Origin of the sequence: Bradyrhizobium nivariense (assembly GCF_029846695.2) — a bacterium.
In the GTDB taxonomy this organism is placed as follows: Bacteria; Pseudomonadota; Alphaproteobacteria; order Rhizobiales; family Xanthobacteraceae; genus Bradyrhizobium.
The window spans coordinates 131704-157341 of the sequence record NZ_JARWCR020000014.1; the positions used below are offsets into that span (position 1 = coordinate 131704).

At 64.8% G+C, this 25638-nt stretch carries 28 protein-coding genes and 1 tRNA gene; 13 read left to right on the forward strand and 16 right to left on the reverse strand.

The annotated features are described in order from the left end of the window. Positions 1–4: 4 nt before the first annotated feature. Genes fba through QCM77_RS14420 form a run of 4 tightly spaced genes read right to left on the reverse strand, consistent with a single transcriptional unit; the run spans position 5 to position 5068 of the window. Positions 5–1090 carry a class II fructose-bisphosphate aldolase gene (gene fba / locus QCM77_RS14405; RefSeq protein WP_279664157.1) on the reverse strand — a complete coding sequence of 362 codons (1086 nt, stop codon included), beginning with the start codon at positions 1088–1090 and terminating at the stop codon, positions 5–7. Positions 1091–1104: 14 nt separating this feature from the next. Beyond that, on the reverse strand, positions 1105–3126 hold the full coding sequence (tkt, locus tag QCM77_RS14410; protein ID WP_279683984.1) for a transketolase: 2022 nt from the start codon (positions 3124–3126) through the stop codon (positions 1105–1107). Positions 3127–3142: 16 nt separating this feature from the next. Beyond that, entirely contained in the window at positions 3143–4018 is an 876-nt protein-coding gene (locus tag QCM77_RS14415; protein ID WP_279683985.1) for a phosphoribulokinase, read from the reverse strand. A gap of 12 nt (positions 4019–4030) precedes the next feature. After that, positions 4031–5068: a class 1 fructose-bisphosphatase gene (locus tag QCM77_RS14420; RefSeq protein WP_279664162.1), complete on the reverse strand. Its 1038-nt coding sequence runs from the start codon at positions 5066–5068 to the stop codon at positions 4031–4033. Between the two features lie 119 nt (positions 5069–5187). Here QCM77_RS14420 and QCM77_RS14425 point away from each other — a divergent pair, with 119 nt between their 5' ends. Further along, a complete protein-coding gene (locus tag QCM77_RS14425) occupies positions 5188–6159 on the forward strand; it encodes a LysR family transcriptional regulator (RefSeq protein WP_279683986.1) in 972 nt (323 codons plus the stop codon). A gap of 248 nt (positions 6160–6407) precedes the next feature. Here QCM77_RS14425 and QCM77_RS14430 read toward each other — a convergent pair whose 3' ends face one another. From QCM77_RS14430 to QCM77_RS14450, 5 genes are all read right to left on the reverse strand, one after another. After that, the gene (locus tag QCM77_RS14430; protein ID WP_279683987.1) at positions 6408–6617 is read right to left on the reverse strand and encodes a hypothetical protein; all 210 of its coding nucleotides are present in this window, start codon (positions 6615–6617) and stop codon (positions 6408–6410) included. Positions 6618–6755: 138 nt separating this feature from the next. After that, on the reverse strand, positions 6756–7175 hold the full coding sequence (locus tag QCM77_RS14435) for a DUF4118 domain-containing protein (protein WP_279683988.1): 420 nt from the start codon (positions 7173–7175) through the stop codon (positions 6756–6758). Positions 7176–7314: 139 nt separating this feature from the next. Next, entirely contained in the window at positions 7315–8508 is a 1194-nt protein-coding gene (locus QCM77_RS14440) for an MFS transporter (RefSeq protein ID WP_279683989.1), read from the reverse strand. Positions 8509–8561: 53 nt separating this feature from the next. Beyond that, entirely contained in the window at positions 8562–9182 is a 621-nt protein-coding gene (locus QCM77_RS14445; RefSeq protein WP_462804320.1) for a TetR/AcrR family transcriptional regulator, read from the reverse strand. Positions 9183–10235: 1053 nt separating this feature from the next. After that, positions 10236–11195 (reverse strand): N-carbamoyl-D-amino-acid hydrolase, encoded by a 960-nt coding sequence (locus QCM77_RS14450; protein WP_279683991.1) that lies wholly within the window; start codon positions 11193–11195, stop codon positions 10236–10238. Between the two features lie 213 nt (positions 11196–11408). Here QCM77_RS14450 and QCM77_RS14455 point away from each other — a divergent pair, with 213 nt between their 5' ends. Together QCM77_RS14455 and QCM77_RS14460 are read left to right on the forward strand one after the other, a co-directional pair. Further along, entirely contained in the window at positions 11409–11633 is a 225-nt protein-coding gene (locus QCM77_RS14455) for a hypothetical protein (protein ID WP_279683992.1), read from the forward strand. A gap of 205 nt (positions 11634–11838) precedes the next feature. Next, positions 11839–12165, forward strand: a complete 327-nt coding sequence (locus QCM77_RS14460) for a hypothetical protein (protein WP_279683993.1) — start codon at positions 11839–11841, stop codon at positions 12163–12165. Between the two features lie 6 nt (positions 12166–12171). On the opposite strand, the gene QCM77_RS14465 is transcribed toward QCM77_RS14460, so the two are convergent. The 3 genes from QCM77_RS14465 to QCM77_RS14475 form a co-directional block, all read right to left on the reverse strand. Then, on the reverse strand, positions 12172–12882 hold the full coding sequence (locus QCM77_RS14465) for an NUDIX hydrolase (protein WP_279683994.1): 711 nt from the start codon (positions 12880–12882) through the stop codon (positions 12172–12174). A 151-nt stretch (positions 12883–13033) separates the two neighbouring features. Further along, positions 13034–14557 (reverse strand): hypothetical protein, encoded by a 1524-nt coding sequence (locus QCM77_RS14470; protein ID WP_279683995.1) that lies wholly within the window; start codon positions 14555–14557, stop codon positions 13034–13036. 327 nt (positions 14558–14884) lie between these two features. After that, positions 14885–14961, reverse strand: a tRNA-Pro gene (locus QCM77_RS14475). A gap of 68 nt (positions 14962–15029) precedes the next feature. Here QCM77_RS14475 and QCM77_RS14480 point away from each other — a divergent pair. The 6 genes from QCM77_RS14480 to QCM77_RS14505 all read left to right on the forward strand — a co-directional run bounded on the left by QCM77_RS14480 (position 15030) and on the right by QCM77_RS14505 (position 20762). Beyond that, complete coding sequence (locus QCM77_RS14480) at positions 15030–16019, forward strand: L-threonylcarbamoyladenylate synthase (protein WP_279683996.1); 990 nt, start codon at positions 15030–15032, stop codon at positions 16017–16019. A gap of 22 nt (positions 16020–16041) precedes the next feature. Continuing rightward, complete coding sequence (locus QCM77_RS14485) at positions 16042–17469, forward strand: FAD-binding oxidoreductase (protein ID WP_279683997.1); 1428 nt, start codon at positions 16042–16044, stop codon at positions 17467–17469. Continuing rightward, positions 17466–17909 carry a GNAT family acetyltransferase gene (locus QCM77_RS14490; protein ID WP_279683998.1) on the forward strand — a complete coding sequence of 148 codons (444 nt, stop codon included), beginning with the start codon at positions 17466–17468 and terminating at the stop codon, positions 17907–17909. The genes QCM77_RS14485 and QCM77_RS14490 overlap by 4 nt, the downstream gene beginning before the upstream one ends. A 9-nt stretch (positions 17910–17918) precedes the next feature. Beyond that, positions 17919–18500, forward strand: a complete 582-nt coding sequence (locus QCM77_RS14495) for an NUDIX hydrolase (RefSeq protein WP_279683999.1) — start codon at positions 17919–17921, stop codon at positions 18498–18500. Positions 18501–18605: 105 nt separating this feature from the next. Next, positions 18606–19532: a glycine reductase gene (locus QCM77_RS14500; RefSeq protein ID WP_279684000.1), complete on the forward strand. Its 927-nt coding sequence runs from the start codon at positions 18606–18608 to the stop codon at positions 19530–19532. Positions 19533–19568: 36 nt separating this feature from the next. Beyond that, positions 19569–20762 (forward strand): CaiB/BaiF CoA transferase family protein, encoded by a 1194-nt coding sequence (locus QCM77_RS14505; protein ID WP_279684001.1) that lies wholly within the window; start codon positions 19569–19571, stop codon positions 20760–20762. A 12-nt stretch (positions 20763–20774) separates the two neighbouring features. Here the strand turns inward: QCM77_RS14505 and QCM77_RS14510 are convergent, their stop codons facing one another. After that, positions 20775–21530: an SOS response-associated peptidase gene (locus QCM77_RS14510; protein WP_279684002.1), complete on the reverse strand. Its 756-nt coding sequence runs from the start codon at positions 21528–21530 to the stop codon at positions 20775–20777. A 63-nt stretch (positions 21531–21593) separates the two neighbouring features. On the opposite strand from QCM77_RS14510, the gene QCM77_RS14515 reads away from it, so the two are divergent. The 4 genes from QCM77_RS14515 (at position 21594) to QCM77_RS14530 (ending at position 23692) form a co-directional block, all read left to right on the forward strand. Then, a complete protein-coding gene (locus tag QCM77_RS14515; RefSeq protein WP_279684003.1) occupies positions 21594–22094 on the forward strand; it encodes a hypothetical protein in 501 nt (166 codons plus the stop codon). A gap of 19 nt (positions 22095–22113) precedes the next feature. Beyond that, the gene (locus QCM77_RS14520) at positions 22114–22548 is read left to right on the forward strand and encodes an NUDIX hydrolase (protein ID WP_279684004.1); all 435 of its coding nucleotides are present in this window, start codon (positions 22114–22116) and stop codon (positions 22546–22548) included. 213 nt (positions 22549–22761) lie between these two features. Beyond that, the gene (locus QCM77_RS14525; RefSeq protein WP_279663430.1) at positions 22762–23139 is read left to right on the forward strand and encodes a TIGR02301 family protein; all 378 of its coding nucleotides are present in this window, start codon (positions 22762–22764) and stop codon (positions 23137–23139) included. 286 nt (positions 23140–23425) lie between these two features. Next, positions 23426–23692, forward strand: a complete 267-nt coding sequence (locus QCM77_RS14530; protein WP_045005124.1) for a hypothetical protein — start codon at positions 23426–23428, stop codon at positions 23690–23692. Between the two features lie 40 nt (positions 23693–23732). Here QCM77_RS14530 and QCM77_RS14535 read toward each other — a convergent pair whose 3' ends face one another. From QCM77_RS14535 to QCM77_RS14545, 3 genes are all read right to left on the reverse strand, one after another. After that, on the reverse strand, positions 23733–24050 hold the full coding sequence (locus tag QCM77_RS14535) for a cupredoxin domain-containing protein (RefSeq protein ID WP_279684011.1): 318 nt from the start codon (positions 24048–24050) through the stop codon (positions 23733–23735). A 12-nt stretch (positions 24051–24062) separates the two neighbouring features. After that, the gene (locus QCM77_RS14540) at positions 24063–24596 is read right to left on the reverse strand and encodes a DUF4142 domain-containing protein (protein ID WP_279663423.1); all 534 of its coding nucleotides are present in this window, start codon (positions 24594–24596) and stop codon (positions 24063–24065) included. A gap of 91 nt (positions 24597–24687) precedes the next feature. Continuing rightward, the gene (locus QCM77_RS14545) at positions 24688–25407 is read right to left on the reverse strand and encodes an RNA polymerase sigma factor (protein WP_279684005.1); all 720 of its coding nucleotides are present in this window, start codon (positions 25405–25407) and stop codon (positions 24688–24690) included. Between the last annotated feature and the right edge of the window lie 231 nt (positions 25408–25638).

Sequence of the window (25638 nt, forward strand, 5' to 3'; positions counted from 1 at the left end):
ATGATTAGGCCGCGACGGGCTCGCGGGCGTCGACGCGCGGATCGAGTTCGCCGGCGCGGTAGCGCCGCGCCATCTCGCTCAAGGGAACGACCTTGATCTGGCTTGCGTGGCCTGCGGTGCCGAACTGCTCGAAGCGCTCGCGGCAGAGCTCGCGCATCGCATCCATCGCGGGCTTGAGGAATTTGCGCGGATCGAACTCCGAGCGCGTTTGCGCGGCAACCTTGCGGAACACCGCGGTCATCGCGAGGCGACAATCGGTGTCGATATTGACCTTGCGCACGCCGCTCTTGATGCCGCGGACGATCTCCTCGACCGGCACGCCCCAGGTCTGCGGCATCTGGCCGCCGAACTGGTTGAACATGTCCTGGAGCGGCTGCGGCACCGACGAGGAGCCATGCATCACGAGATGCGTGTTCGGCAGCCGGCGATGAATCTCCTCGACCACCCGCATCGCCAGAATGTCGCCATCCGGCTTCCGGCTGAACTTGTAGGCACCATGCGACGTGCCCATCGCGATCGCGAGCGCATCGACCTTGGTGGCGCGGACGAAGTCGACCGCCTGGTCGGGATCAGTCAGCAACTGGTCGTGACTGACCTTTCCCTCGACGCCGTGACCATCCTCCTGCTCGCCGCCGCCATGCTCGAGCGAGCCGAGCACACCGAGCTCGCCTTCGACGGAGGCACCGACCCAATGCGCGAGATCGACAACGCGGCGGGTGATCGCAACGTTGTAGTCGTAATCGGCCGCGGTCTTGGCGTCGGCCTTGAGCGAGCCGTCCATCATCACCGAGGTGAAACCATGGGCGATCGCGGACGCGCAGGTCGCTTCGTCGTTGCCATGGTCCTGGTGCATACAGAGCGGGATGTCCGGATAGGTCCGCTCCAGCGCGTCGATCATGTGCGAGAGCATGAGGTCGCCGGCATAGCTGCGCGCGCCGCGTGAAGCCTGGATGATGACGGGCGCATCGACCTCGGCCGCCGCCTGCATGATCGCAATGCCCTGCTCCATGTTGTTGATGTTGAACGCCGGCACGGCGTAGCCGTGGTCGGCGGCGTGATCGAGCAGTTGGCGAAGGGTGATACGGGCCACGACAATTCCTCCTGTTAATGCTTGCCGGCGCGGGCAATCGCCCGCCGGGCGGCTTCCGCAGTGCTTTGGGGCGTGATGCCGAATTCGCGGTAGAGCACGGGTGCAGGCGCCGAGGCACCGAAGCCGCGCATGCCGACGAATTCGCCCTCAGTGCCGATCCAGCGATGCCAATCGCCGGCGACTGCCGCCTCGATGCCGATCCGTGGCGCAGTGCCGAGCACGGCAGCGCGGTAGTCCTCCGGCTGCTCCTCGAACAACGCGAAGCAGGGCGCGGAGACCACGGCCGCGCGGACGTGCTCGGTGGCGAGCAGGCGGGCGGCTTCCAGCGCAATAGACACTTCCGAGCCCGTTGCGATGAGCGTCACGTCGCGGCCGCCGTCCGGCGAAACGATGAGATAGGCGCCCCGTGCGACGCGGTTTCTACCGCGGACATCGCTGCGGAAGGTCGGCAGCGCCTGACGGGACAGACACAGCACGGAGGGACGATTTTCAGCTTGGAGCGCGCAGTCCCATGCTTCCAGCGTCTCAACCGCGTCGGCCGGCCGGAAAACAAGTAGGTTCGGAATGACGCGGAGCGCTGCGAGATGCTCGACCGGTTGGTGCGTGGGGCCGTCCTCACCCAGGCCGATGGAGTCATGGGTCATCACATGAATGACGCGGATCCGCATCAAGGCCGCAAGGCGGATTGCCGGCCGGCTGTAATCGGAGAAGGCGAGGAAGGTGCCGCCATAGGGAATGAAGCCGCCGTGCAGCGCGAGGCCGTTCATCGCGGCCGCCATGCCGTGCTCGCGGATGCCGTAATGGATGTAATCGCCGGCGAACGCGTCGCGCTTGACCGGGGTCTGCGCCTTGGCATGCGTCAGGTTCGAATGCGTCAGGTCCGCCGAGCCACCGACAAATCCGGGAATCGTCCCCGCGATGCCGTCGAGCACCTGTTGCGAAGCCTGCCGCGTCGCGAGCTTCGGACGCTCGGTGGCAAAGCGCTCGCGCAATTTCGTCGAGGCCTGGGCATAGGCGTTCGGCAGGGCAACCGCCTTGCCCTCGACGAACAGATCGCGCTGCTCAGGCGTCGCGCGTTCATAGCGATCGAGCCAGGCGAGACGCTCGACCTGCCCGCGCTGCCCGATCATCCGCCATGCTTTCAGGATCGTGACAGGCACCACAAAGGGCTGATAGTCCCAGCCGAGCGTTCGCCGCGCCGCCACCGTCTGCTCTGTGCCGAGCGGCGCGCCATGGGCCTTCTCGGTGCCCTGACGATCCGGCGCGCCATAGCCGATGATGGTGCGGCAGGCGATCAGCGACGGCTTTGCGCTCTCGCGCTCCTCAGCAATCGCCTGCGCAACTGCTTCGGGATCGTGCCCGTCGACACGGCGCACCGACCAGCCGGAGGCAGCAAAGCGCGCGAGCTGGTCGTCGGAGGTCGCGAGCGAGGTCGGGCCGTCAATGGATATGCCGTTGTCGTCGAACAGCACGATCAGGCGGGACAATTGCAGATGACCGGCGAACGAGATCGCTTCCTGGCTGATGCCTTCCATCAGACAGCCGTCGCCGGCGATCACATAAGTGAAGTGATCGACGAGGCCCTCGCCATGCCGCGCATTGGCCATGCGCTCGGCGAGCGCCATGCCGACCGCGGTCGCAATCCCCTGCCCCAGCGGACCGGTCGTCGTCTCGACGCCCGGCGTGTGGCCATATTCCGGATGGCCCGGCGTCTTGGAGCCCCATTGCCGGAAAGCCTTGATGTCGTCGAGACTGACGTCGCCGCCGGTGAGGTGGAGCAGTGCATAGAGCAGCATCGAGCCGTGGCCCGCCGACAGCACGAAGCGATCGCGGTCCGGCCAATTGGGGTGAGCCGAGTCGAATTTCAGGAAGCGCGAGAACAACACGGTCGCGACATCGGCCATGCCCATGGGCAGGCCGGGATGGCCGGACTGCGAGGTCTCGATGGCATCGACCGCGAGAAAGCGGACTGCATTGGCGAGATCGCTATGCGCGACCGCCGAGAGGTCAGCGTCGGCGTGAACCGAGATGTTCATCGGATACTCCCCTTGTTCACTTCAGGTTTCGCTTGCGCTCGATGAGCTGCATGATCAGCGGCGTCAGGATCAGCTGCATGGCAAGATCGAGCTTCGCGCCGGGGCACACGATCGAATTGGCGCGCGACATCCAGCTTTGCGGCAGCATCGAGAGCAGATAGGGGAAGTCGATGCCGCGCGGGTTCTTGAAGCGGATCACGACCATCGATTCGTCCGGCGTCGGGATCCAGCGCGCGATGAACGGATTGGAGGTGTCCACCGTCGGCACCCGCTGGAAGTTGATGTCGGTCTCGGAAAATTGCGGGCAGATGTAGTGGATGTAATCCGGCATCCGCCGCAGAACGGTGTCGGTGACGGCCTCGGTCGAATAGCCTCGCGCACTGCGGTCGCGGTGCAGCTTCTGGATCCATTCGAGATTGATGACGGGCACGACGCCGATCTTGAGATCGGCATGACGCGCGACGTTGACCTTGTCGGTGACGACGGCGCCGTGCAGGCCCTCGTAGAACAACAGGTCGGAGCTCTCCGGCAGCCGTTTCCATTCGGTGAAGGTGCCGGGTGCGGCGCCATGCAGCGCGGATTCCTCGGCGTCGTGGACATAGTGCCGCGTCGTCGCCGTGCCGGTCTCGCCATAGTCGCGGAACGCCCGCTCCAGCTCCTCGAACAGATTGGTCTCGGGGCTAAAATGGCTGAAATGCCGGTTGCCGCGTTCGGCCTCCTTGGCCATCTGCGTGCGCATCTCCGCGCGATCGTAGCGATGGAAGGCGTCGCCTTCGATGTAGGCGGCGTTGACCTTCTCGCGGAAGAAGATCTGCTCAAAGGTCTTCTTGGCCGAGGTGGTGCCGGCGCCGGAGGAGCCGGTGATGGAGATGATCGGATGCTTCCTGGACATGGAATGCCTCGCTCACAGCCGGAAGAAGCCGCGCCGCGCGAACAGCGGTGCGGAGACGCTGGCAACCAGCAACGGATCGCAATGCAGTTCCTCGACGCGCTGCACCTCGTTGCTCGAGCCCATGATCAGCGGCACGCGCTGGTGCAGGCTTTGCGCTGAGAGGTCGAGGATGCGCTCGCGTCCGGTCGAGGCCGAGCCGCCGGCCTGCTCGATGATGTAAGCCATCGGGTGCGCTTCATAAGTGAGGCGCAAGCGGCCGTCGCCATAGCCGGGCCGTGCATCGGAGGGATAGAGGAACACGCCGCCGCGGGTGAGGATGCGATAGGCCTCGGCAACCAGCGAGCCGATCCAGCGCATGTTGAAATTGTGGTTGGCCGGCCCTTCCACACCGGCGAGGCATTCGTCGACGAAGGCGCGCACCGGCTGTTCCCAATGCCGGCGGTTCGAGGCGTTGATCGCGAACTCCTCGCACGTCTCGGAGATCTGCACGGCGCTGCGCGCGAGACGAAAGCAACCGGACTTGCGGTCAAGCGTGAAGATGTCGACGCCGTCGCCGAGCGTCAGCACCAGCGAGGTCTGCGGGCCGTAGGTGACGAACCCCGCCGCGAGCTGCGCCGAACCGCGCTGATGGAAGGCGAGCGCGAGATCATCAGGCGCGGGCAGGATCGAGAAGATCGTGCCGACAGTCATGTTGATGTCGATGTTGGAGGAGCCGTCGAGCGGATCGATCGCGACGCAGATCTTGGCCTCGCGATCGCCGATCTGCGGTTCGCGCATTTCCTCCGACGCAAGCGCTGCGACCGGCAGCTTGCTGAGACAGCGGCGCAGGATCGCATCCGCCTGCACGTCGAGATCGCGCTGGACATCACCGTCGCTATTGCGGCCGGTGGTCAGGCCCGATGCGTCCGCCAGGTCTCCAGTGGCGATCAGATCGGTGATCTCGATCGCGGCCGCCGCGATGGCGTCGACCGCGGCCGCCACGGCCAGCGCATGCGGCGCCGTCTCGGAATACCGTTGAAGGTGGTCGTCCAGCCTGAGTTGCCCGGTCATCTGCGTCCATCCCTGTGCTGGTGCCGCATCAGTTCCCTCCCCGCTGGAGGTCGGTGCGGTCAGTGCCAACAACGATGAGATTGACAGGGGCGGCTTAATAAGGAAAATTTCTATTCATAATGAGTGCCAAAGAATTATCTTATAATGCCCATTCAGCGGCGCAGCTCCGGCATCTGACGATCCGGCAGCTCCGCTCGCTCGCGGCGCTCTCGGCCAAGGGCAGCGTCACGGCCGCTTCGAGCCAGCTCGGCCTGACGCAGCCGGCCGTGACCCAGCAGCTGCGCCAGCTTCAGGATCTCGCCGGCCTGCCGCTGGTGCAGCGGACCGGCGACGGCATGCTGCTGACGGAGGCGGGTAAGGAGGTGCTGGCGCTCGCCGAGCGCGTCGAGGCCGCGATCGCCGACTGCCAGGGTGCGCTCGACCTGCTTGCGGGGCGAACCGGCGGCACGGTGCATCTCGGCGCGGTCTCGACCGCAAAATATTTCGTGCCGCACGCGATCGCGGCATTCTCGAAGCGGCATCCGAAGATCGAGATCAAGCTCACCATCGGCAATCGCGAGGAGATCCGCGAAGCCATGCACGGCTACGACCTCGACTTCGCGGTGATGGGTCGGCCACCGGCCGACGTCAGCGTCGACGTCCGCCAGCTCGGGCGCAATCCGCACATCATCGTCGCGCGCAAGGGGCACTGGCTGGAGAAGGATTCCGGCCTCAACCTGACCGACCTCGTGCACGAGACCTTCCTCACCCGCGAGCCCGGCTCGGGCACGCGGACGCTGATGGAAGGCATCTTCCAGAAGTCGGATCTCGAGCCGATGATCGGCATGGAGATGAGCAGCAACGAGACCATCAAGCAGGCCGTCATCGCCGGGCTCGGCATCGCCTTCATCTCGGCCCACACCGTCGCGCACGAGCTCACCGAGGGCCGGCTCATCGTGCTCGACGTCGCGGGCCTGCCGATCGTGCGGCAATGGTACGTGATCCGCCGCAGCGACAAGGTGCTGTTGCCGCCGGCGCAGGCGATGTTCGATTTTCTCGGCTCGGAGGGGTCGAACTACCTGCCCGACGTGCCCGAACTCGGCGCGCGATAGCCCGCCGACATTCAGCCCATCAGCTTCATCGCGATGGTTGCCGCCAGAATGACGATGATCTGGAGCAGGCGCTCGGTCGTGAAAATGCGGTGGAAGGTGGTCATCGCTCGCCCCGGAATATCTCGGTCCGGACGTTGCTAGCATATGCGGGCATCGAGATAACTCCGTAGTCGCCCCGTGGTGGCCGTGCACCACCCGACGACCGGGCGTTCGGCGAGCCGGTCCAAGGCCGCGCCGATGGCTAACGATCAGGCCGCGAGCCGGGCGGCATAATCCGCACGCGCGGCGAAATAGGCTTCCAGCTCCGTCAGCGCCCGCGCTTCCCAATCCCTCGCCTGCTCGAGCAGCGACCAGCTCTGGCCCGGGCGGAATGCAGCGGTCTGGCGATAGAGCGATGCGATCCCGCGGTAGCGGCGCACGTTCTCCAAGATGGCGTGACCGGTTATTTGGCCGTTCATGTCCGAAAACTCCCTCGTCATTCCCGCGGGAGAAATTGCGGCCAAATCTTTTTCGAAAAGTTAGCGCCGCGCGGCAAGCGCGCGAATGGTTGACGGACTGTTGCCCGCGCGCAACGGGCGCGGCCGTGCAACGCCGATTTATTGCGAATTCGTTGCCGCGCTCTCGCTCCGCGGCTTCAACCCGCCGCGGCTGATGATCGCCATGGTCTCGCGGCAGAGATCGGCAAGGCCGATCACCAGCACGGCGAGCAGGCAGAACAGGTTGATGGAATCGGCATGCGCACTGGTCAGCGAATTGAATTCGAAGAAGGGCGGCATGAACGCCCACCACACCAGCGGAATGGTGAGCAGCGCGGCGAACGCCGCCGCCGGCGCGCCGGCGACAATGCCGAGCACGAACAGGCTGGGCAGGAACGTCGCGAAATAGAGTTTTGCGCCGAGCGCGACACAGATGCCCTGGAGCGCAGCCGACATTGCGACAACGACGAATCCAAGCAGAAACGCCTGCCACGACCATGGTCGTACCCGCGGTACGCCAAACAGCCCCGCACGCCTCATCAGCCTCCCCCTGCCGCCCGTTAACCAGGCCCGCTTGCGACCAAACTACTACAGCGGCAGGGAAACCGCGAGGTGGAAACTGCCGCCCGGACGGCCTTGGTAAACGGGCCGCATCGCACAATTTGCGGCCACCCGGCCCCTACTCGGTCGCCGCATAGGCCAGGCCCGCAACGGGCAGCGCGAGGCCAATGGCCGATGCGAGCGTCCAGCCGCCTTGCGCAAAGGCCCAGGCGCCGACCGCCGAGCCCGCCGCGCCCGCGGTGAAGAACGTCGCCATATAGAGGCCGTTGAGGCGGCTGCGGTGCTCATGCCCCAGCGCGAAGATCGCGCGGAAGCCGAGCACCACATTGCCCTGCGCGCCAATATCGATCGCGATCGCAGCCACGACCAGGCAGGCGAGGTTCAGCACCGATCCGGCCGCGCCGATATGCGTGATCAGGAAGCCCACGGCCGCGAGCAGCAGCGCGACCAGGGTTGCCATGCGGCTATGGCCGCGATCGGCAAGCCGTCCGGCGATCGGGGCCGCGAACACGCCGGCGACACCGGCGAGCGCGAACAGCGCGATGCCGCGCTGGGTGAAGCCGAACTCGCTGGCGAGCAGCAGCGGCGTCACCGTCCAGAACAGGCTGAAGGCGCCGAACAGGCTGGCCTGGTAGAGCGCGCGGCGGCGCAGCAGCGGCGTGGTCCGCACCAGATGCGGCATCGACAGCAGCAAGTCGCCATAATGCATGCGCGCGACCGGCTTGCGCTTCGGCAGCGTCATCCAGAGCACGGCCGCGAGCGCGATCATCAGCGCTGCCGAGCAGAAGAACACCGCGTGCCACGACAGCATTGCCGTGACGAAGCTCGACACCGGCCGCGCCAGCATGATGCCCAGCATCAGGCCGGTCGAGACGTTGCCGACGACGCGGCCGCGGATGGCTTCCGGCGCGAGATGCGCCGCATAGGGAATGATGATCTGCACGGCGACCGAGCCGAGCCCGATGAACAGCGCGGCGATCAGGAACGGCAGCGCGTGGGACGCGAACCCCGCGGCGAGCAGGGCTGCTGCGCCGAGCGTGATGACGGAGCAGATCAGGGTGCGGTTCTCGACGAGGTCGCCAAGCGGCACGATCAGCAGCAGCCCGGTGCCGTAGCCGATCTGCGTCATGGTAACGATCAGCCCCGCCGCCGCGTGCGACAGGCCGAGCGCGGCGCTGATCGGGGCGATCAGCGGCTGGGCGTAATAGATGTTGGCGGCGACCATGCCGCAGGCCGCGGCAAGCACGAAGGTCAGTCGCTGCGACACCGCATCCGGCCCGGGGGCGGTCTCGATCGTGGCATTCATCGTCATTCACACGGTCTCCGAACTATAGGGAACGCTTGTTCCCTAATATGACAAAAAATTCAGGCGAGCAGCTTCATCGCGACGGCGACCAGGCGCTTGCCGTCGAGCGAAAGGCGCGCCTTGCCGACGACGCGCAGACCCTGTGTGATGCAGATCATCAGGCGCGCGGTGTCGTCGGCGGCGACATGGCGGGGAATCGAGCCGTCGGCCTGCCCCTCGCGAATGAGGCCGGCGATGAAGCCCTCGTTGGTCTCGAGCCGCGCGCTGACGAGGGCGGCGACCACCGGATCGACCGCGGACAATTCGACCGCGCTGCCGACCACGAGGCAGCCGCGCCGCCCGTCGCTGCCCTGGGAGTGCTCCACATACGAGAGCAGCATGTTGCGCAGCCGCTCGCGGCCATTGGCGCCTTGCGCCGCGGCGCTGCGCGTCTGCTCCTGGCGCAGCGCCGCGTAGCGCTCGAAGGCGGCGAGAAACACCGCATGCTTGTCGCGAAACGCCTTGTAGACGCTGCCGGTCGCCAGCCGCATCGCCGCGGTGAGATCGCCGATCGAGGTGGCATGATAACCGCGCTCGCAAAACACCCGGACGGCCCTGTCGAGCGCAGTGTCCATGTCGAACTCCCGGGGACGTCCGGGCGGACGGACGGCGGGCTTGGATTTACGGGCGGCCTTTTGCATTGCGGGATAATAGGGAATGATTGTTTCCGAATAAAGACACTTGGTTGTGATGGAGCGTGGGTCAAACTGATGGCGACCAACTCCGATGTCGTCCTGGCGAAGGCCAGGACCCATTACTCCAGGGAGGGGTTTGGCGGAAATTCGTTCGGTGGGATTGATACCGCCTCAAATCGATCGACCTCGCGGTATGGGTCCTGGCCTTCGCCAGGACGACATTTGAGGTTGTCGCGCCTGACTGCCGCAACATCGCCACGGAGCAAGGGGCGACATCGCAGTCCTCCGACACACATTTCAATTCGCAGACACAGCTTCGCATCCTCGCGGCGCATTTCGCCCGAGCTTTGCTTGGTCGCTCCACCCTCAAATCCAAGAGGGCACAGGGAAGGCCGGGTGCCGGCTGGCACCCGCGGTCCGCTGCGCAAAAGCACACGCAGAAAAACCGCACAGCAGCATACAGGTGTAGCCAAATCACTCGGCCTTCCCTGCGCAGTGGCTTTACGGCTTATGCCGTGCTCTCCCGGGAGCCGAGTTCGTTCTGGCCTCCCTCGCCTTCGCAGAAGTCGCGGACATCGCGCCGGTTGACGCGAATGCCGCATCCGCAAAGGCTTGACCGTAGCAACGACGGCCAGGACCACACGGTTTTGCCGTACGCACGGCTCGCCATTTCGCCGCAGTTTTTCCAGCCCTGTCGACGGAGCCGGAAACTTACAGACGAGACGAACCTGACAGCGCCGCTCATCTAGCACGAAGCTTTGGGCTCACGGAGAGCAATCCGCCCTACCCACGCCTCTCGCACCCGAACGCTGCCGCGTCCACCGCAAGCCCGGCTCGCGAACATGACGACCACAAGATCGCCCCTCAAGAATGAGCCGGGATGGGCGACACATACGCCGTTTCCGAATTTCGGTAAAGTGGAATATTTTCGCGCGATGGGATTGACACCCGCCGGCTGTTTTGCCCGACGGCAAGGTCTTCCCGGATGAGCGAAGCGACATCCGGGACTCTCGCAGCAGCGGTCCCGGGTATCGCTGCGCTCACCCAGGCTACGGGAGCTCACCTCTTCGGCCGCACCGCCGTTCCGTCCGCCATCGTCGTCACGCCCTTGCGCTCGACGATCATCCCGTAGGCCTGCGGCTGACGGTGAACGTCGAAATTGAACGTGGTGCGCTTGTAGGAATTGCAGAGATCGAGATCGCAGCGGGCCAGCGCGATCTCGTCGCCCTTGGTCGTGCATCGCGCGACGATCTCGCCGGAGGGCGCGATGATGCAGCTGCCGCCGATGTGGTCGACGCCCTCCTCGACGCCGGCCTTGGCGACGCCGACCACGAAGGTGCCGTTCTGGTAGGCGCCGGCCTGCATCACCAGATGATTGTGGAACAGCGAGAGATCGTCATGCTCGGGCGCGGGCGGATTGTGCACCGGCGTGTTGTAGCCGATCATGACCAGCTCGACGCCCTGCAGGCCCATCACCCGATAGGTCTCGCTCCAGCGGCGATCGTTGCAGATCGCCATCCCCATCACGCCGCCAAGGGCCTCGGTCACCCCGAAGCCATCGCCGGGTTCGAAATAGCGTTTTTCCAGATGCTGGAATTCGCGCCACGGCTCGTGCTCGGCATGGCCGGGCAAATGGACCTTGCGATATCTGGCGACGATCGCACCGCTTCTATCGACCAGAATGGAGGTGTTGTAGCGCCTGACAATTCCGGCCTCGACCGTCAGCTCGGCATAGCCCAGATAAAATCCGATGCCGAGCTCGCGGGCGAGGTCGAACAGGCCCTTCGTCTCCGGCCCCGGCATCTCGCGCTCGAAGAAGCTGTCGATCTCGGCCTGATCGTCGAAATACCAGCGCGGGAAGAACGTGGTCAGCGCGAGCTCGGGATAGACGATCAGGTCGCAGCCGTTTGCGTGCGCCTGGCGCATCAAGGCCATCAGGCGCGCCACGACCTCGGTTCTGGTCTCGGTCCGCGCGACAGGGCCGAGCTGGCCGGCCGCGATAGTCACAAATCTCGCCACGCGTCGTTCCTTCGTTGGCTTATCGATGGCGCACAATCAAATTCCGTGCCTCTTCGACTCTTCGTGCAGCGGTAATTCGATATCACCTGAAGTCGAGGAACTTTCGTGACTAATCTGCAACGGTTCCCCGCGGTCTGAAGCCGGACAAAACAAACTCCCATTCCGGCCACGAACCGCTCTCACAAGGCCGTGAGACAAGCCAAGGGAACGACGATGCGTGCACAACGCTTTTGGAAAGTGAATGGCGCCGCCAGCGTCGGGCAGCTCCAATCCAGACTGGACGATCTCAACAAGCGTCTCGGTCAGCTCGAAAACCAGCATCCGGACGGCTGGAAGGTCGAAGAACTGAAATCGAGCGCGCTCAGCCTGTCGCGCGAGATCGACGACATCCGCTGCGCCGAGGCGACCGCGGCGCTGAGCGAGCTGCTGCGGAAGTAGCCCGGACAGGGCGATTCGGCGTCGCACAGGAACCAACGCCGCGCACCGCCATTTCCATCGAGAGCATGGAGCAAAATCATGACCAGGCACCTGACGCGAGCCCATCTCGCGCGCGGAGTGGCCGGCGCTGTGTCCACGCTGGTCCTGTGCGCGACGGCGGCATTCACCATCGCGCGCCACTTTGCGCAATGAAGGATGAGTTCGCATGACGTCCGACCCCGAAGAGGCGGTGAGGCTGCAAGGCTATGGCGAGATGACGTTGCGCACGGCGATTGCGACGCTGATGGCGCTTGCACCGCGCGAGCGCTCCGATGCTGCCATCTTCCGCGTCCGCGATGGCTCGCAACTCGCCTCAAACGAGATCGCCGAACTCGCATCAAGCTGGGGCATGGCACCGATAGCTGAAATCAGGTCTCCAAAACTCGTCCCGGACCAGCACTGGCCGGACATCGTCCGCGGCATGGTGCGTGAGGCCCCGCTGCCGTCGCTGATGGTGGCGTTCCTGCTGGGTGTGCTGGTGGCGAGGCGGTAGGCGATACTACGGCGAGATGCCGCGCGCCGACAACCTACTCCAGATTCCGATCGCTTCGAGCGTGTAGCTGTCCTTGATCTCACCCGACAGGATTTTCGACCAGATCGCATCGGCCGGCATCAACAGGGTGCGGGTTATGACCTCGCGCATCTCGGGCAACCGCTCCTGACGGCCTATCACCGACGCATGCACGATGTGGACTTCGTTGTCCATCAAGCCGGTATCCGTCAAGACGCTCCCGATCAGCCGCGGCTCGACACCGACGTAGCCGGTCTCCTCCACCAATTCCTTCAAGGCATTTGCTTCCAGCCCGATGCCCGGTTCGGCAAATCCGCGCGGCAGTTCCAGCATAAGCCGTCCGATCGCGTGCCGCTCCTGCTCGACCATCACGATGTCGCCGACGTTCCCCAGCTTCGGATCGGCGATCGTGGCAACGACCACGACATTGTGCCCTCCCAGCAGTTGGCCGCGCGAGACGACCCGAAAATAGGGATGGACGATCGTGGCCCAGCCCTCGCCCACCTCGACCAGGTCGACGAGCACAAGCACGTAGTCATTTGAGAAGGTAAGCCCGAGCGCGACGCCATGCTCGCGCGCGTAGTTCTCCAGGCGAGCACGGTCGAGCACAAGCCGGCGATAGCGGCGCGGCTCGAACAATTGGGGGTACTTGGCGAGCACGTCGAGATAGGCCTCGATGCCGGCTACTGGATCGACCATTATTTTCCCTGGTCAGAGATGAAGATTGACATGGGCCTGCCGCTACCACCGGCCGGCCAGTGAGCCGCGATCACGGTCGAGCCGCTTCTTATCGTTTTGGCGGCGATGCCTTGCGGTGCCGCGCCTGGTTTTGCCGGGGTTACACCGCAGTTCAATCGTCCCGATCCTTGACCTCAAGTCCGCCGCCCTGCTGATCGGGACGCAATTGATCCCCCGACGGCGCTATCTCGGTCCCCTCGAACGACAGGCGGCTACGTACCTCCCGAGCGATCTTTGCGGCGGTTTCCGCCCAGATTTTACCCTGGAATACGGGCTGCTTCATTTCATATTTCAACCCGCCTCCCTCAAGATAGACAACTGCGTGAGCGACGAGGGGCACCATCCCTCGCGACAGCGAGTGTTCGCTGACCGGATCCTCGGGCAGATGTGGCAAGCCAAACGCATGCCCAGCTTCCGAGGCGACCATCTCGAAAATGCCCAACGCACTCAGTCGAACCTCCCATCGCTCAGTGGCTTCGCGGAGGCGACTGTCGCGCTGGATCTGGCCCAAACGCCCAACCACGTTCCCCAGCGAACCGGAGACGCGCCGAATAGACTCCAATGGATCCTGAACGAATTTCTGCTCCGACATCGGCCGCTTGTTGTCCGGCAGATTCTCGACAGCGATCTCGTGATGCAACGCCCATATCGGATCGTTCCTGACCGCTATGATGTCGTCCAGGCTTACCGAACCGATATCGGTCAATTGAACGGCTTGACTGGCGATGTCCAGACCGACCCCGGCAACAGCCATCATGAGATCGTGCAACTCCTTCTCGTCCACCTCCTTGATGCCTTCCGTGAGTTCCTTGATCTCCTGCAAGCACTCGCGGCTGGTCGATCCCTGGGACGTGACGACGTATCGGTTGAGAACATCCGGCAAATTGACGTTGTACTTGAGGTCCGCGAGCGCCTTGATCTGCATGGCCAGTGGCTTCTTGAGATCAAAAACCAGGTGATCCTTGTGCAGGCCATCGACGCAGACGAACTTTTGGTAGATCTCCTTGCGTTTGACAGGGCGACTGGTCTCGTCCTGCACCCGATTGGCAAAATCGCGAATGTTCTTGAGCATCTGCTTGATGCTCTCGTCATCGAATATCGAAAGAGAGAAGTCCTTGCGAAGGAGATCGGGCCTCAGGTCGTCGATCGTCTTGAAGAAACCTCCAAAGCGCTTGGAAATGTGGTCCGTGATCAGGGTCCCGTTTCGCCTGTCGTCCCAGCTCAATCTCAGCTTGTTCGTGTCTTTCGACTCGGCCTTGATCCAGTAATCCTCGACGTCGCGGGACAGGTCCGTGCCCTTGAAGTCCGAGAGTTGCCGCTCGTCGTAGAGGAAAGGGATGATTGCGCGATCCTGCACGAGTCGTTCAAATGACTCCGGCTCCGAACCTCCGCCGAGGTAAAGTACCTTGACCGCCTCATTGTGGAGGAGGTACGCGCGATTGACCACCACCGAACGCAGCGTGAGCAGCGCCTTGAAGAACTCCGTCTTCATCGCCGGCTGGATCCGCTTGGCGTAGGCGGAGAGCGGCTTCGCACTCTCCGCGGCTTCCTGGGCGATGTCCGGCGGGGCCCATTGGTCATCGAGGCATTGGGCAATGCCGGAAAGCTGGTCCAAATTGTTCGGGGTCAATTCCATGGCGCAATGCCTTAAGAAGCAAAAAATCAATGCGTAATGTGTATTACGAAATGAATGCGAGCTTAAGTTGAAATTGTCAGCCGCCCGAAAAATTGAAGCGAACCCAGATCCAACGACTGCATTTGAACCCGGTGACCTTGCACCGCGCTTCACGCAATCAAAGCGCTACTCGAAGGGATGAGCGTTGCGAGCCATGCCGCCGCAACAGGCCGCCCTGCCCGGCCAAATCGGCCGTGGACCCGCGTCCCAATTCGTTGCAGAAAGGCGCTTCCGAGGCCCTGGCGGCCGGTCCGCCAAGCCTTTAGGAAACGTCGACTTTTGGAAGAATGGTCGGAGTGGCAGGATTCGAACCTGCGACCCCTGCGTCCCGAACGCAGTGCTCTACCGGGCTGAGCCACACTCCGACAAGAGGCCGGCTTATAGCGTCGGGTTTGGCGCACCGCAAGCGGCCGAGCTGAGGAATCTTATCCCTGTGAAAACGGGTCTTGAAACGCTGATTTTGCCGGCCGGCGAGGCCGCTGCCGGGGCCGCCGCCCGGCGGCTGGCCGCCGGCGGGCTGGTCGCGTTCCCGACCGAGACGGTCTACGGGCTCGGGGCGGACGCCGGAAATGCCAGCGCGATCGCCCATCTTTACGCCGCCAAGGGGCGGCCGGCCTTTAATCCGCTGATTGCGCATGTCGCCGACCTCGCGGCCGCGCGGAGGATCGGGCGATTCGACGCCTGCGCCTTGAGCCTGGCGGAGGCGTTCTGGCCGGGGCCGCTGACGCTGGTGGTGCCGAAGACGGAAAACTGCCCGGTGGCCGAGCTCGCCACCGCCGGCCTCGATACCGTCGCGATCCGCATTCCGGCCCATCCGGTGGCGCAGGCGATCCTGCGCGCCTTTGGCGGGGCGGTGGTGGCGCCGTCCGCCAACCTCTCCGGCCACGTTTCGCCGACGCTGGCCGCCCATGTCGAAAGCGACCTTGCGGGGCGGATCGACCTGATCGTGGACGGCGGGCCTGTTACGGTCGGCGTCGAATCGACCATCGTCGGCTGCCTCAACGCGCCGATGCTGCTCCGCCCTGGCGGGCTGTCACGCGAGCGGATCGAAGCCGTGCTCGGTGCACCGCTGGCGCGACTGCCCGCGGAGGCCGACAGCGACGACAGCCAGCCGCTGGCGCCGGGCATGCTGGCCTCGCATTACGCGCCGCGCGCCAATGTACGGCTCAATGCGCTCGATGTGGCGCCGGACGAAGCGCTGCTGGCGTTCGGCCCCGCGCGCCTGCCTGGCCTGGAAGCCGCCGCCGCTGTCATGAATTTGTCGCCCACCGGTGATCTCGATGAAGCCGCCGCCAATCTGTTCGGCTATCTTCGCGCCCTCGATGCGAGGGCACCGCGGGCGATCGCGGTGATGGCGATCCCCGAAGAAGATTTGGGCGAGGCGATCAACGACCGGCTGCGGCGGGCTGCCGTAACGCGATAAGAGCGAAGTAAGAGACAGGACAATGAACGTCAATCAATCCGCCACCGCTCCGCTTGCGCCCGAGCTGATCGAACAATTCCGCAAGATCGTCGGTGAGAAGCACGCGATCACCGATGCGGCCGATATCGAGGCCTATGTCACCGAGGAGCGCAATCTGTTCCACGGCCGCTCGCCGCTGGTGCTGCGCCCGGGCTCGACCGCGGAAGTCGCCGCAATCTGCAAGCTCGCCTCCGCGCACAAAATCGCGCTGGTGCCGCAGGGTGGCAACACCGGGCTCGTCGGCGGCCAGACGCCGCACAATGGCGAAGTGGTGGTGTCGCTGCGGCGGCTCGACAAGATCCGCGAGGTCGATACTGCCTCCAACACCATGACCTGCGAGGCCGGCGTGGTGCTGCAGATCGCGCAGCAGAAGGCCGCCGGTGTGGACCGGCTGTTTCCGCTGTCGCTGGGCGCGGAAGGGAGCTGCACCATCGGCGGCAATCTCTCGACCAATGCCGGCGGCACGGCCGCGCTCGCCTATGGCGTCGCGCGCGAGATGGCGCTGGGGCTCGAGGTGGTGCTGGCGGACGGGCGGGTGCTGGGCGTGCTGTCGAAGCTGAAGAAGGACAACACCGGCTACAATCTGCACAACCTCTTCATCGGCGCCGAAGGCACGCTCGGCATCATCACCGCGGCGACGCTGAAACTGTTTCCGAAGCCGCGGTCGATCGAGACCGCCTTCGTCGGGCTGAAGTCGCCGGACGCCGCGCTGAAACTCCTGGCGATCGCGCAAAGCGAGGTCGCCAATGCGCTGACGAGTTTTGAGCTGCTCTCGGAGATGGCGGTCGATTTCTCGATCCGACACGGCATCGACGTGCGCGACCCGCTCGCGCAAAAGCATGCCTGGTACGTGCTGATGGAATTGTCTTCACCGGGCGACGACGCCCGCACGCCGCTGGAAACCATCCTCGGCCGCGCCATGGAGGACGAGATCGTCGACGACGCCGTGATCGCGGCCAATCTGACCCAGCGCGCCGGCTTCTGGAAACTGCGCGACGAGATGTCGTCGGCGCAGAAGCCGGAGGGCGGCTCGATCAAGCACGACATCTCCGTGCCCGTCGCCACCGTGCCCGCCTTCATCACGGAGGCCAATGCCGCCGTGGTGAAGCTGATCCCCGGCGCGCGGCCGGTGCCGTTCGGCCATCTCGGCGACGGCAATCTGCATTACAATGTCAGCCAGCCGGTCGGCGCCAACACCGCGGATTATCTGGCGCGCTGGCACGAGATGAACGCGGTCGTGTTCGCGATCGTGCTGCGCATGGGCGGCTCGATCTCGGCCGAGCACGGCATCGGCGTGCTCAAGCGTGACGAGCTGCCCGATGTGAAGGACAGGACCGCAATCGAGCTGATGCGACAGCTCAAGGCGATGCTCGATCCGCTTGGAATCATGAACCCGGGAAAAGTGCTGTGAGTACGCTCAAGATCGATGCGATCGCTGAGGCCGATGTCGAGCCTGTGGTCGCGCTGTGGCAGCGCTGCGGCCTGACCCGGCCGTGGAACGATCCGCACGCGGACATCGCGCTGGCGCGGCGGCGCGACAATTCCACCATCCTGCTCGGCCGCGACGGCGGCGCGATCGTCGCCACCGTCATGGTCGGCCATGACGGCCATCGCGGCTGGGTCTATTACGTCGCGGTCGATCCCGATGGCCGCAAGCGCGGCCATGGCCGGGTGATCATGGCCGCCGCCGAGGACTGGCTGCGCGCCGCTGGAATTCTGAAACTCCAGCTCCTGGTCCGCCGCGAGAACGCGCAGGCCAATGCGTTCTACCAGTCGCTCGGCTTCGAGGAATCGACCTCGGTGATGTTCCAGAAGTGGCTCGACGGCCGCGACACCACTCCAAGCAACTGAGATCGAGCCATGACCATTTCCGACCGCGTCCGCATCAAGGACGTCCGCGTGCTCTCGGACAACTGGACGCCCCTGAAGAACACCACGCTGGAGTACCGGCGCGCCAACGGCGAATGGCAGACGCAGCACCGCGAGACCTATGAGCGCGACAACGCTGCCGCCGTGCTGCCGTACAATCTCGCACGGCGTACGGTGATCCTGGTGAAGCAATTCCGCCTGCCGGCCTTCATCCGTGGCTACGACGATCTCCTGATCGAGGCGGCCGCCGGCGTGCTGGACGATGCTTCGCCCGAGGTGCGCATCCGCGCCGAAGCGGAGGAGGAAACCGGCTATCGCCTGCACCACGTGCACAAGGTGTTCGAGGCCTTCATGAGCCCCGGCGCCATCACCGAGAAGCTGCATTTCTTCGTCGCCGAATACGAGCCGGAGATGCGGGTGAGCGACGGCGGCGGCCTCGAGCATGAAGGCGAGGACATCGAGGTGCTGGAACTCTCCATCGACGAGGCGCTGGCGATGATCGCGGACGGGCGCATCATCGACGCCAAGGCGATCATGCTGCTGCAATACGCGGCGCTGCATCTGTTTCGGTAGTCCCCACGCGGTCCGCAATTCTGACCTGCGCGGTCATGTGGCCTGTTGAGCTCGCCCCCGACTATCTCTAGTCTGGCCGCAACAAGACCACAGGAGACGCGCCCCATGTCAGCTTCGCGCGACGAATTCGGCTTTGCGCCCGACTACGATTCTCCCGTGCCCTATATGCAGCGCACGCGGGACTATTACGCCGCGATCGGCTACACCACGGCGTATCGCTGGGCCCACTACACCGAGGCGCCGTTCCAGCCGCTGAAAAAGCCGCTTTCGCAGTCGCGCGTGACGATCATCACCACGGCCGCGCCTTACGATCCCACCAAGGGCGACCAGGGGCCGGGCGCGGCGTATAATGGCGGCGCGAAATTCTACCAGGTCTATGACGGCGACACCTCGAAAGCGCACGATCTTCGCATCTCCCATATCGGTTACGACCGCAAGCACACCTCGGCCACCGACAACGGCACCTGGTTTCCGCTGCCGCAGCTTTTGAAGGCGAGCGCCGCCGGGCGCATCGGCGAGGTCGCTCCGCGCTTCTTCGGCGCGCCGACCAATCGCAGCCATCGCATCACCCTCGACACCGACGCGCCGGAAATTCTGGCGCGGGCCGTCGCCGACAAGGTCGATGTCGCCGTGCTGGTGCCGAACTGCCCGGTCTGCCACCAGACCACCGCGCTGGTGGCGCGGCATCTCGAGGCGAACGGCATTCCGACCGTGATCATGGGCTGCGCCAAGGACATCATCGAGCACGCCGCCGTGCCGCGCTTTTTGTTCTCGGATTTCCCGCTCGGCAATTCCGCCGGCAAGCCGCACGACGTCGCCTCGCAGGCACAGGCGCTCGAGCTGGCGCTCAAACTGCTGGAGACCGCGAGCGGCCCGCAGACCACGATGCAGTCGCCGCTGCGCTGGAGCGAGGACGCCTCCTGGAAGCTCGACTACAACAACGTCGCGCAGCTCTCGCCTGACGAGCTGGCGCGCCGCCGCGCCGAATTCGACAAGCAGAAGGAGATCGCGCGCGGCAATCGCGCCGCCTGACGTCCTCCGACAACCAAGACAAAAAGGGAGAGCGACGTGACGCGACCGTTCGAGGGCGTGAAGATCCTGGACTTCACGCAAGTGCTGGCCGGCCCCTATGCGAGCTACCAGCTCGCGCTGCTGGGCGCCGACGTGATCAAGGTCGAACGGCGCGAGGGCGAGGACATGCGCCGCACGCCGCTGTCGCGCGAATGGGCGGAGCGCGGGCTCGCGCCGGCGTTCCAGGCCATTAACGGCAACAAGCGCAGCCTGACGCTCGATCTGCAAAAGCCCGAAGCGATCGCGATCGTGAAGAAGCTCGCGGCGCAAGTCGACGTCGTCATGGAGAATTTCCGTCCCGGCGTGATGGACAAGCTCGGCATCGGCTACGAGGCGCTGTCGGCGATCAACCCGAAGCTGATCTACTGCGCGGTGTCCGGCTTCGGCCAGACCGGTCCGGATCGGCTGCGGCCCGGCTATGACGGCAAGATGCAGGCGCTGTCCGGCATCATGGCGATCACGGGCCATCCGGAGACCGGCCCGACGCGCGCCGGCTTTGCGGTCTGCGACGTGCTGTCGGGCGCCACGGCCGCCTTTGGCGTGTCGAGCGCGCTGTACCAGCGCGACCGCACCGGCAAGGGCCAGCTCATCGACGTCTCCATGCTGGAGGCGACGATGGCGTTTCTGTCGGGGCAGATCGCGGACTGGTCGGTCGCCGGCCATCGCCAGCAGCTGTCGGGCAATCAGGCCGTCAGCCGCAGGACCACGGCGAATTTGTTCAGATGCGGCGACGGCCACATCCTGCTCGCCGTCAACAACGAGAAGCAATATCGCGCGCTGATGTCTGCGCTCGGCCGCGAGGACACGCTGACCGATCCGCGCTTTGCCGACTGGTTCGCGCGCAACGAGAACGAGCCGGCGCTGCGCGCCATCATCGAAGAGGCGCTCGCGGCCAGGCCTGCGCGCGAATGGGAGACCATTCTGGAAGATGCCGGCGCGCCCTGCGCCAGCATCTGGAAGGTCGAGGAGGTGATCGACCATCCGCAGATCAAGGCGCGTGGCGCGATCCAGGAGCTCGATACGCCCTATGGCCGCCTGCGCTTTGCCGGCAGCGGATTCAAGCTCGGCCATGGCGGCGGCAGGCTGGACCGGATGGCGCCGGAACTCGGCGCGGATACGGATGCGGTGCTGGGGGAGCTGGGGTTCGATGCGGCGGAGATCGCGGGGCTGCGGGCGAAAGAGATTGTGTGAAGGCGGCGCCGCTTAAAACAACGAGCCCTGCCCGTCATCCGCCGAACCAACCGCTGCCTTCCGCGCCACCTTCTTCTTCGGCGCCTCCGCCTCGATCTCCGCCGCACTGATCGGAAGGAGCAACTGGTCGTCGTCATTGGCGACGCGGTTGACGCGGGTGGAGACCGGGTGCCAGGCGAATTCGCCGATGCGCGGGGCGGTCATCAGCGGCAGCACCGCATCGATCTCATCGCTGCGGCTGTCGAGCCAGCGCTCGAAATCGCGCGGGCTGATGGTGACGGGCACGCGGTCATGCAGCGTGGCGAGATCCTCGCTCGCCGCCGCCGTGACGATCGCGACCGTGTCGAGCTCCTCGCCGTTCGGTCCGACCCAGGTCTCGAACAATGCGGCAAAGCCGAGCGGCGCGCCGTCGGCGCGATGGATGAAGAAGGGCTGCTTGCGGCCCCCCTCCGCCTTCCATTCGTAATAACCATCGGCCGGAATCAGGCCGCGCCGCCGGCGAATCGCGCGTTTGAAGGCGGGCTTCTCCAGCACCGTCTCGGAACGGGCATTGATCAGGAGCGTAAACCCTTTGGGATCCTTGACCCAGCCCGGCAACAGCCCCCAGCGCATCAGGCGGAAATGGCGCGCGCCGTTCTCGGCCAGCACGACCGGAATCGGTTGTGTCGGGGCCACGTTGAACCGGGGCGGGAAGTTCGGCTGCTCCAGATAGCCGAACAGTTGCCGTAAAGCCGCGGGGGCCGAAGTTATGACGAAGCGTCCACACATCCTAAGGCGCCTATATAGGGTCCGTTCAGGTCCTTTTAACCCCGAACGTTAACACTGCGGCAGATGAGCTCAACGGTCTCCCAGCCGGCGCGAATGCATGGACAGACGGGGCCCGAGGCCGCGGCCTGGGCCGAGCGGCTGCGCGTGGCCAACATCAACCCGCGCACCGGGCTTGCCACCGACTATCTCAACCATTTCAATGAAGCCGTGATGCTGCTGGAAATGGTCCCGGACATGCCGGAATGCGCGGAAGATTTTCTGACCTGGTCGCCGCTGTCCTACGCCGAGCATTTCACCGCCTCGAACTTCAAGGCCCGGGATCTGGCGATCGAGGCCTATGACAAGGCCGACCCGAACGTGCGCGCCCAGTTCGACCACCTCACCGACACCATGACCTCGATCCTATCGGCGGTCGGCTCGGCCATGCGCGAGGTCGAGAAGGACGCGACCCGCGTCCGCCTCGCCGAGCAAGCCGCCCTCTGGGTCAAGCCGCTGATCGCGGCCTGCGGCGGCATCATCAATGGCGGCGCGGAAGCCGACGTCGACACCATCATGGCGAACTGAGCCCGAGCAGGTGAAAGTTATGGCTGCGATCGTTCAGCCCACCCGTCCCCAGATCGCGGTCAGTGCCGCGATTTTTCGCAACGGCAAGGTGCTTCTGACCCGCCGCGCGCGCTCACCGGCAAAGGGGTTCTATTCGCTGCCGGGCGGCCGGGTCGAGTTCGGCGAATCGCTGCACCAGGCGCTGGCACGCGAGGTCGACGAGGAGACCGGGCTCGATATCGACATCATTGGCCTCGCCGGCTGGCGCGAAGTGCTGCCGGCCGCGGCCGGCGCCGGCCATTATCTGATCATGTCCTTTGCCGCCCGCTGGGTGGCTCGGGAGCCGGTTCTCAACGACGAGCTCGACGACTACCGCTGGATCGCCCCGGAGGCCCTGGCGAGCCTCGGCGACCTCAAGCTGACCGGGGGGCTGGAAGAGGTCATCCAGTCGGCCGCGCGCCTGATAGGGCCATAACACCATCCGCGATCTCCGCTGCACCTCTCCCGCAAGCTTGCGGGGGAGGTCGACGCGCGAGAGCGCGGCGGGTGAGGGCTTTTTCCTCTTGGGGGTCCTCGCCTGCGGAGATACCCTCTCCCCAACCCTCCCCCGCAAGCGGGGGAGGGAGCGCACCGCTCGCGCGGCTCGGCGCCTTGCGTCCGCCGCCCCGAGGAGGCATACACCCCGCCGATGTCCACGCGATTTCTGGCCATTTTTGCCCTGATTCTCGCCTCCGCCTCCGGGCCCGCCCGGGCCCAGGACGGGGCGGCGCCGTTTGACGGCGATTTGCAGCGGCTGGCGGAGATCCTCGGCGGGCTGCACTATCTGCGCGGCATCTGCGGGTCCAACGAGGGCAACAAATGGCGCAGCGAGATGCAGGCACTGATCGATGCCGAAACCCCCGCGGGCGAACGCCGCACCCGCATGATCGCCGGCTTCAACCGCGGCTATAACGGCTTCCAGCAGACCTACCGGAGCTGCACGCCGGCCGCGACGGTGGCGATCCGCCGCTACATCGAGGAAGGCTCGAAGATCTCGCGCGATCTCACGGCGCGCTACGCGAACTGATTTACTGCCGATCGCATCCTGAACCGTGAACTCCTCATCCTGAGGAGCGCGGAACGCGCGTCTCGAAGGATGAAAGGCCCTGCTGCCGCGGCGGGGCCTCTATGGTTCGAGACGCGTGCTTCGCACGCTCCTCACCATGAGGGTTGGGCATCGGGGAACCCTGTCATCGTCTTTGTACACAGCCATTAACCGTTCCTAAAGATGTGGCCTAGCGGGCGTTAATTCGCGTGCTACACCTCTCGCACAGCGCATCGCCGTGGACGCGCCTCCAGCCCTGTCGAGTTTCATGAGCCATCCAGTGTCCTACGCCCCCGCCCGCGCGCCGCTGCCCGATCACGAGCAGAAACAGGCCGCGCTGAGCTATCTCAACGAAGCCTGGGCCGAGGCGCGCCATGACGGCGTCGACGGCGATTGCCTGGCGCAAGCGAGCCTGTTCGCGGCGCTCGCCGAACTCGTCGGCACCTATGGTGAGGACGCGGTGGCGAAGTTCGTCGAGGGTTTTCCCGCCCGCATCCGCAACGGCGAATTCTCGGTCGACATCTCCCGACAGTAAGCGTTGCCGACATAGCCCCGCCACACGAGGGGGTCATTCATCACGGTTCGATCTTGAGCGTCGCTTTCATGTTGGGATGATAGCGGCAGTAATAATCGACCGTGCCCGCCTTCTTCAAAACGAACGTCGCCGATTTTTTCGCCGGCAGGTTCACGTCGAAATCGCCATTCCTGGCGGTTGCGGAATGGGCGAAAACGTCCTTGTTGATCCATTCAATGGTGTCGCCGACCTTCGCCGAAGCGTCTTTCGGCGACATTTCGAGATTCTCCATCGTGATCTCGATGGTCGCGGCGTGCGCCGGGACGGCCACCGCCACGAGCACGACCGCTGTCGCGATCGCACACAATCGTCCCGGCATCATCGCCTGCCCCTATTTCAGCTCCGCCGCGACGTGCTCGGCGTGCTGCTGATGGCCCTGGAAAATTTTCAGGCCGGTTTGCAACAAGCTCTTCAGCTCGGCATTGTTGGCGGACGGGATGAGCTGGGTCTCCAGCGCGCCGTTGACCGCCTTGTGGTAGGCGACCTCGTTCGCGACATAGGCCTTGTCGAAGGCCGCACCGTCCAGCTTGCCGAGTTCGGCCAGCTTGTCGCTCGCCTGCTTCGACAGCGCCTTGCTGGTGTCGTTGTCTTCAGGCGTGACATTCAGCTTCTTGACCAGCGCGAGCGCCTGCTTGTTGACGGCCTCGTGGTCGCGCAGCATGTCCTCGGCAAATGCCTTCACATCCTTGTTCCTGGCCTTTTTCTGCGCCTGCCTGGCTGCGTTGATGTCGATCACGCCCGCGGTGTAGGCGATGTGGGCGATCTGCGGATCGGTCGGCTTGTCGGCTGCTCTGGCGCCTTGCAGCAGCGCGGGGCTTGACAACAAAATTGCAGCGGCGATCGCCGCGCTCCAACGAACGAACATGGTTTGACACTCCTGTGGTGCCGGACGTTTTGCCGGCGCGTTGCTTCACAGGCGTTGGATGGGAATGTCGCGCGAACGTTCCCGAAAAACTTCAGCCGCCGATGCCGAGCCGCTTCAGCACCGACACGGTCAGTCGCTCGCAGCGCCACCCGGCGAACGGGAACGCATCCATCACCACCGGGCCGATCTCCTTCTCGACGTTCTCGCGCAGCATGGTCCGGGCACGGTGCAGCCGCGTCTTCACGGTCTCGGGCTTGACGCCGAGCAGCTCGGCGGTCTCCTCGATGTTCATGCCTTCCATGACGCGTGCGACGAAGACCATGCGGAAGACATCCGGCAATTCATCGATGGCGCGCTCGACGACGCGCTGGATTTCACGTTGGGCCATGGTCCTTTCCGGATCGCCTGCGGGAGAAACGGGAAATTTTATGATCTGCGCCTCGAGCATCGCTTCGGGCACCGAGCCGAGCTCGACATGCGGCCTCGCGCTTCGCGCCCGGCCAAGCGCCTCGTTGATGGCAATGCGCGACAGCCAGGTCGACAGTCCGGACTCGCCGCGGAAGCCGTCGAGATGGGTGAAGGCGCGGACGTAGGTTTCCTGAACCACATCCTCGGCTTCGCTGTCGCTGCGCAAAATCCCGCGCGCCAGCCGATAGAGTCGGCGGTTGTTGGCCTGCATGATCTCGCGCAGCGCGGCCTCGTCACGGCCCCGCGCCCGGTCGACCAGTTCGGCTTCCAATGCCCGGATTTCTGATGTCCTGACTTCTGAAGTCTTGGCGCCGGCGGACAGGCCGGCTGCGGTCCGTGGCATGGCGGTCACCTGCTCGTTTGGCTTCGTTCCAGACATTGGATGCAGACTGGCGATAAAGGTTCCGGACTTTTTTCCGGGAGGGGCCGCCAGGGAAGGGTAAGACCGCCTAGGGTCTGTTGAGATTCAGGATTCACAGATTGGAACGTCCGTGATTCAAGCTCCGAAAGGAGTTTTGGATGCAGCGATTCGTTTTGACGGACGCCCAGTGGGCGAAGATGCAGCCGCTTTGTT

Bases quoted from the DNA above. Each gene is read 5' to 3' on its own strand.
- QCM77_RS14430 (WP_279683987.1), bottom strand. From the start codon at position 6,617: ATGAACGGCCAAATAACCGGTCACGCCATCTTGGAGAACGTGCGCCGC.
- tkt (WP_279683984.1), bottom strand. From the start codon at position 3,126: ATGAACATCTCGGTTCACGCCGACGCTGACCTCTCGGCGGTCGCGCAT.
- QCM77_RS14500 (WP_279684000.1), top strand. From the start codon at position 18,606: ATGTCAGCTTCGCGCGACGAATTCGGCTTTGCGCCCGACTACGATTCT.
- QCM77_RS14465 (WP_279683994.1), bottom strand. From the start codon at position 12,882: ATGGTCGATCCAGTAGCCGGCATCGAGGCCTATCTCGACGTGCTCGCC.
- QCM77_RS14520 (WP_279684004.1), top strand. From the start codon at position 22,114: ATGGCTGCGATCGTTCAGCCCACCCGTCCCCAGATCGCGGTCAGTGCC.
- QCM77_RS14540 (WP_279663423.1), bottom strand. From the start codon at position 24,596: ATGTTCGTTCGTTGGAGCGCGGCGATCGCCGCTGCAATTTTGTTGTCA.
- QCM77_RS14525 (WP_279663430.1), top strand. From the start codon at position 22,762: ATGTCCACGCGATTTCTGGCCATTTTTGCCCTGATTCTCGCCTCCGCC.
- QCM77_RS14510 (WP_279684002.1), bottom strand. From the start codon at position 21,530: ATGTGTGGACGCTTCGTCATAACTTCGGCCCCCGCGGCTTTACGGCAA.
- QCM77_RS14420 (WP_279664162.1), bottom strand. From the start codon at position 5,068: ATGACCGGGCAACTCAGGCTGGACGACCACCTTCAACGGTATTCCGAG.
- QCM77_RS14530 (WP_045005124.1), top strand. From the start codon at position 23,426: ATGAGCCATCCAGTGTCCTACGCCCCCGCCCGCGCGCCGCTGCCCGAT.
- QCM77_RS14535 (WP_279684011.1), bottom strand. From the start codon at position 24,050: ATGCCGGGACGATTGTGTGCGATCGCGACAGCGGTCGTGCTCGTGGCG.
- QCM77_RS14440 (WP_279683989.1), bottom strand. From the start codon at position 8,508: ATGACGATGAATGCCACGATCGAGACCGCCCCCGGGCCGGATGCGGTG.
- QCM77_RS14415 (WP_279683985.1), bottom strand. From the start codon at position 4,018: ATGTCCAGGAAGCATCCGATCATCTCCATCACCGGCTCCTCCGGCGCC.
- QCM77_RS14485 (WP_279683997.1), top strand. From the start codon at position 16,042: ATGAACGTCAATCAATCCGCCACCGCTCCGCTTGCGCCCGAGCTGATC.
- QCM77_RS14460 (WP_279683993.1), top strand. From the start codon at position 11,839: ATGACGTCCGACCCCGAAGAGGCGGTGAGGCTGCAAGGCTATGGCGAG.
- QCM77_RS14445 (WP_462804320.1), bottom strand. From the start codon at position 9,182: ATGCAAAAGGCCGCCCGTAAATCCAAGCCCGCCGTCCGTCCGCCCGGA.
- QCM77_RS14515 (WP_279684003.1), top strand. From the start codon at position 21,594: ATGAGCTCAACGGTCTCCCAGCCGGCGCGAATGCATGGACAGACGGGG.
- QCM77_RS14495 (WP_279683999.1), top strand. From the start codon at position 17,919: ATGACCATTTCCGACCGCGTCCGCATCAAGGACGTCCGCGTGCTCTCG.
- QCM77_RS14545 (WP_279684005.1), bottom strand. From the start codon at position 25,407: ATGCCACGGACCGCAGCCGGCCTGTCCGCCGGCGCCAAGACTTCAGAA.
- QCM77_RS14455 (WP_279683992.1), top strand. From the start codon at position 11,409: ATGCGTGCACAACGCTTTTGGAAAGTGAATGGCGCCGCCAGCGTCGGG.
- QCM77_RS14470 (WP_279683995.1), bottom strand. From the start codon at position 14,557: ATGGAATTGACCCCGAACAATTTGGACCAGCTTTCCGGCATTGCCCAA.
- QCM77_RS14435 (WP_279683988.1), bottom strand. From the start codon at position 7,175: ATGAGGCGTGCGGGGCTGTTTGGCGTACCGCGGGTACGACCATGGTCG.
- QCM77_RS14425 (WP_279683986.1), top strand. From the start codon at position 5,188: ATGAGTGCCAAAGAATTATCTTATAATGCCCATTCAGCGGCGCAGCTC.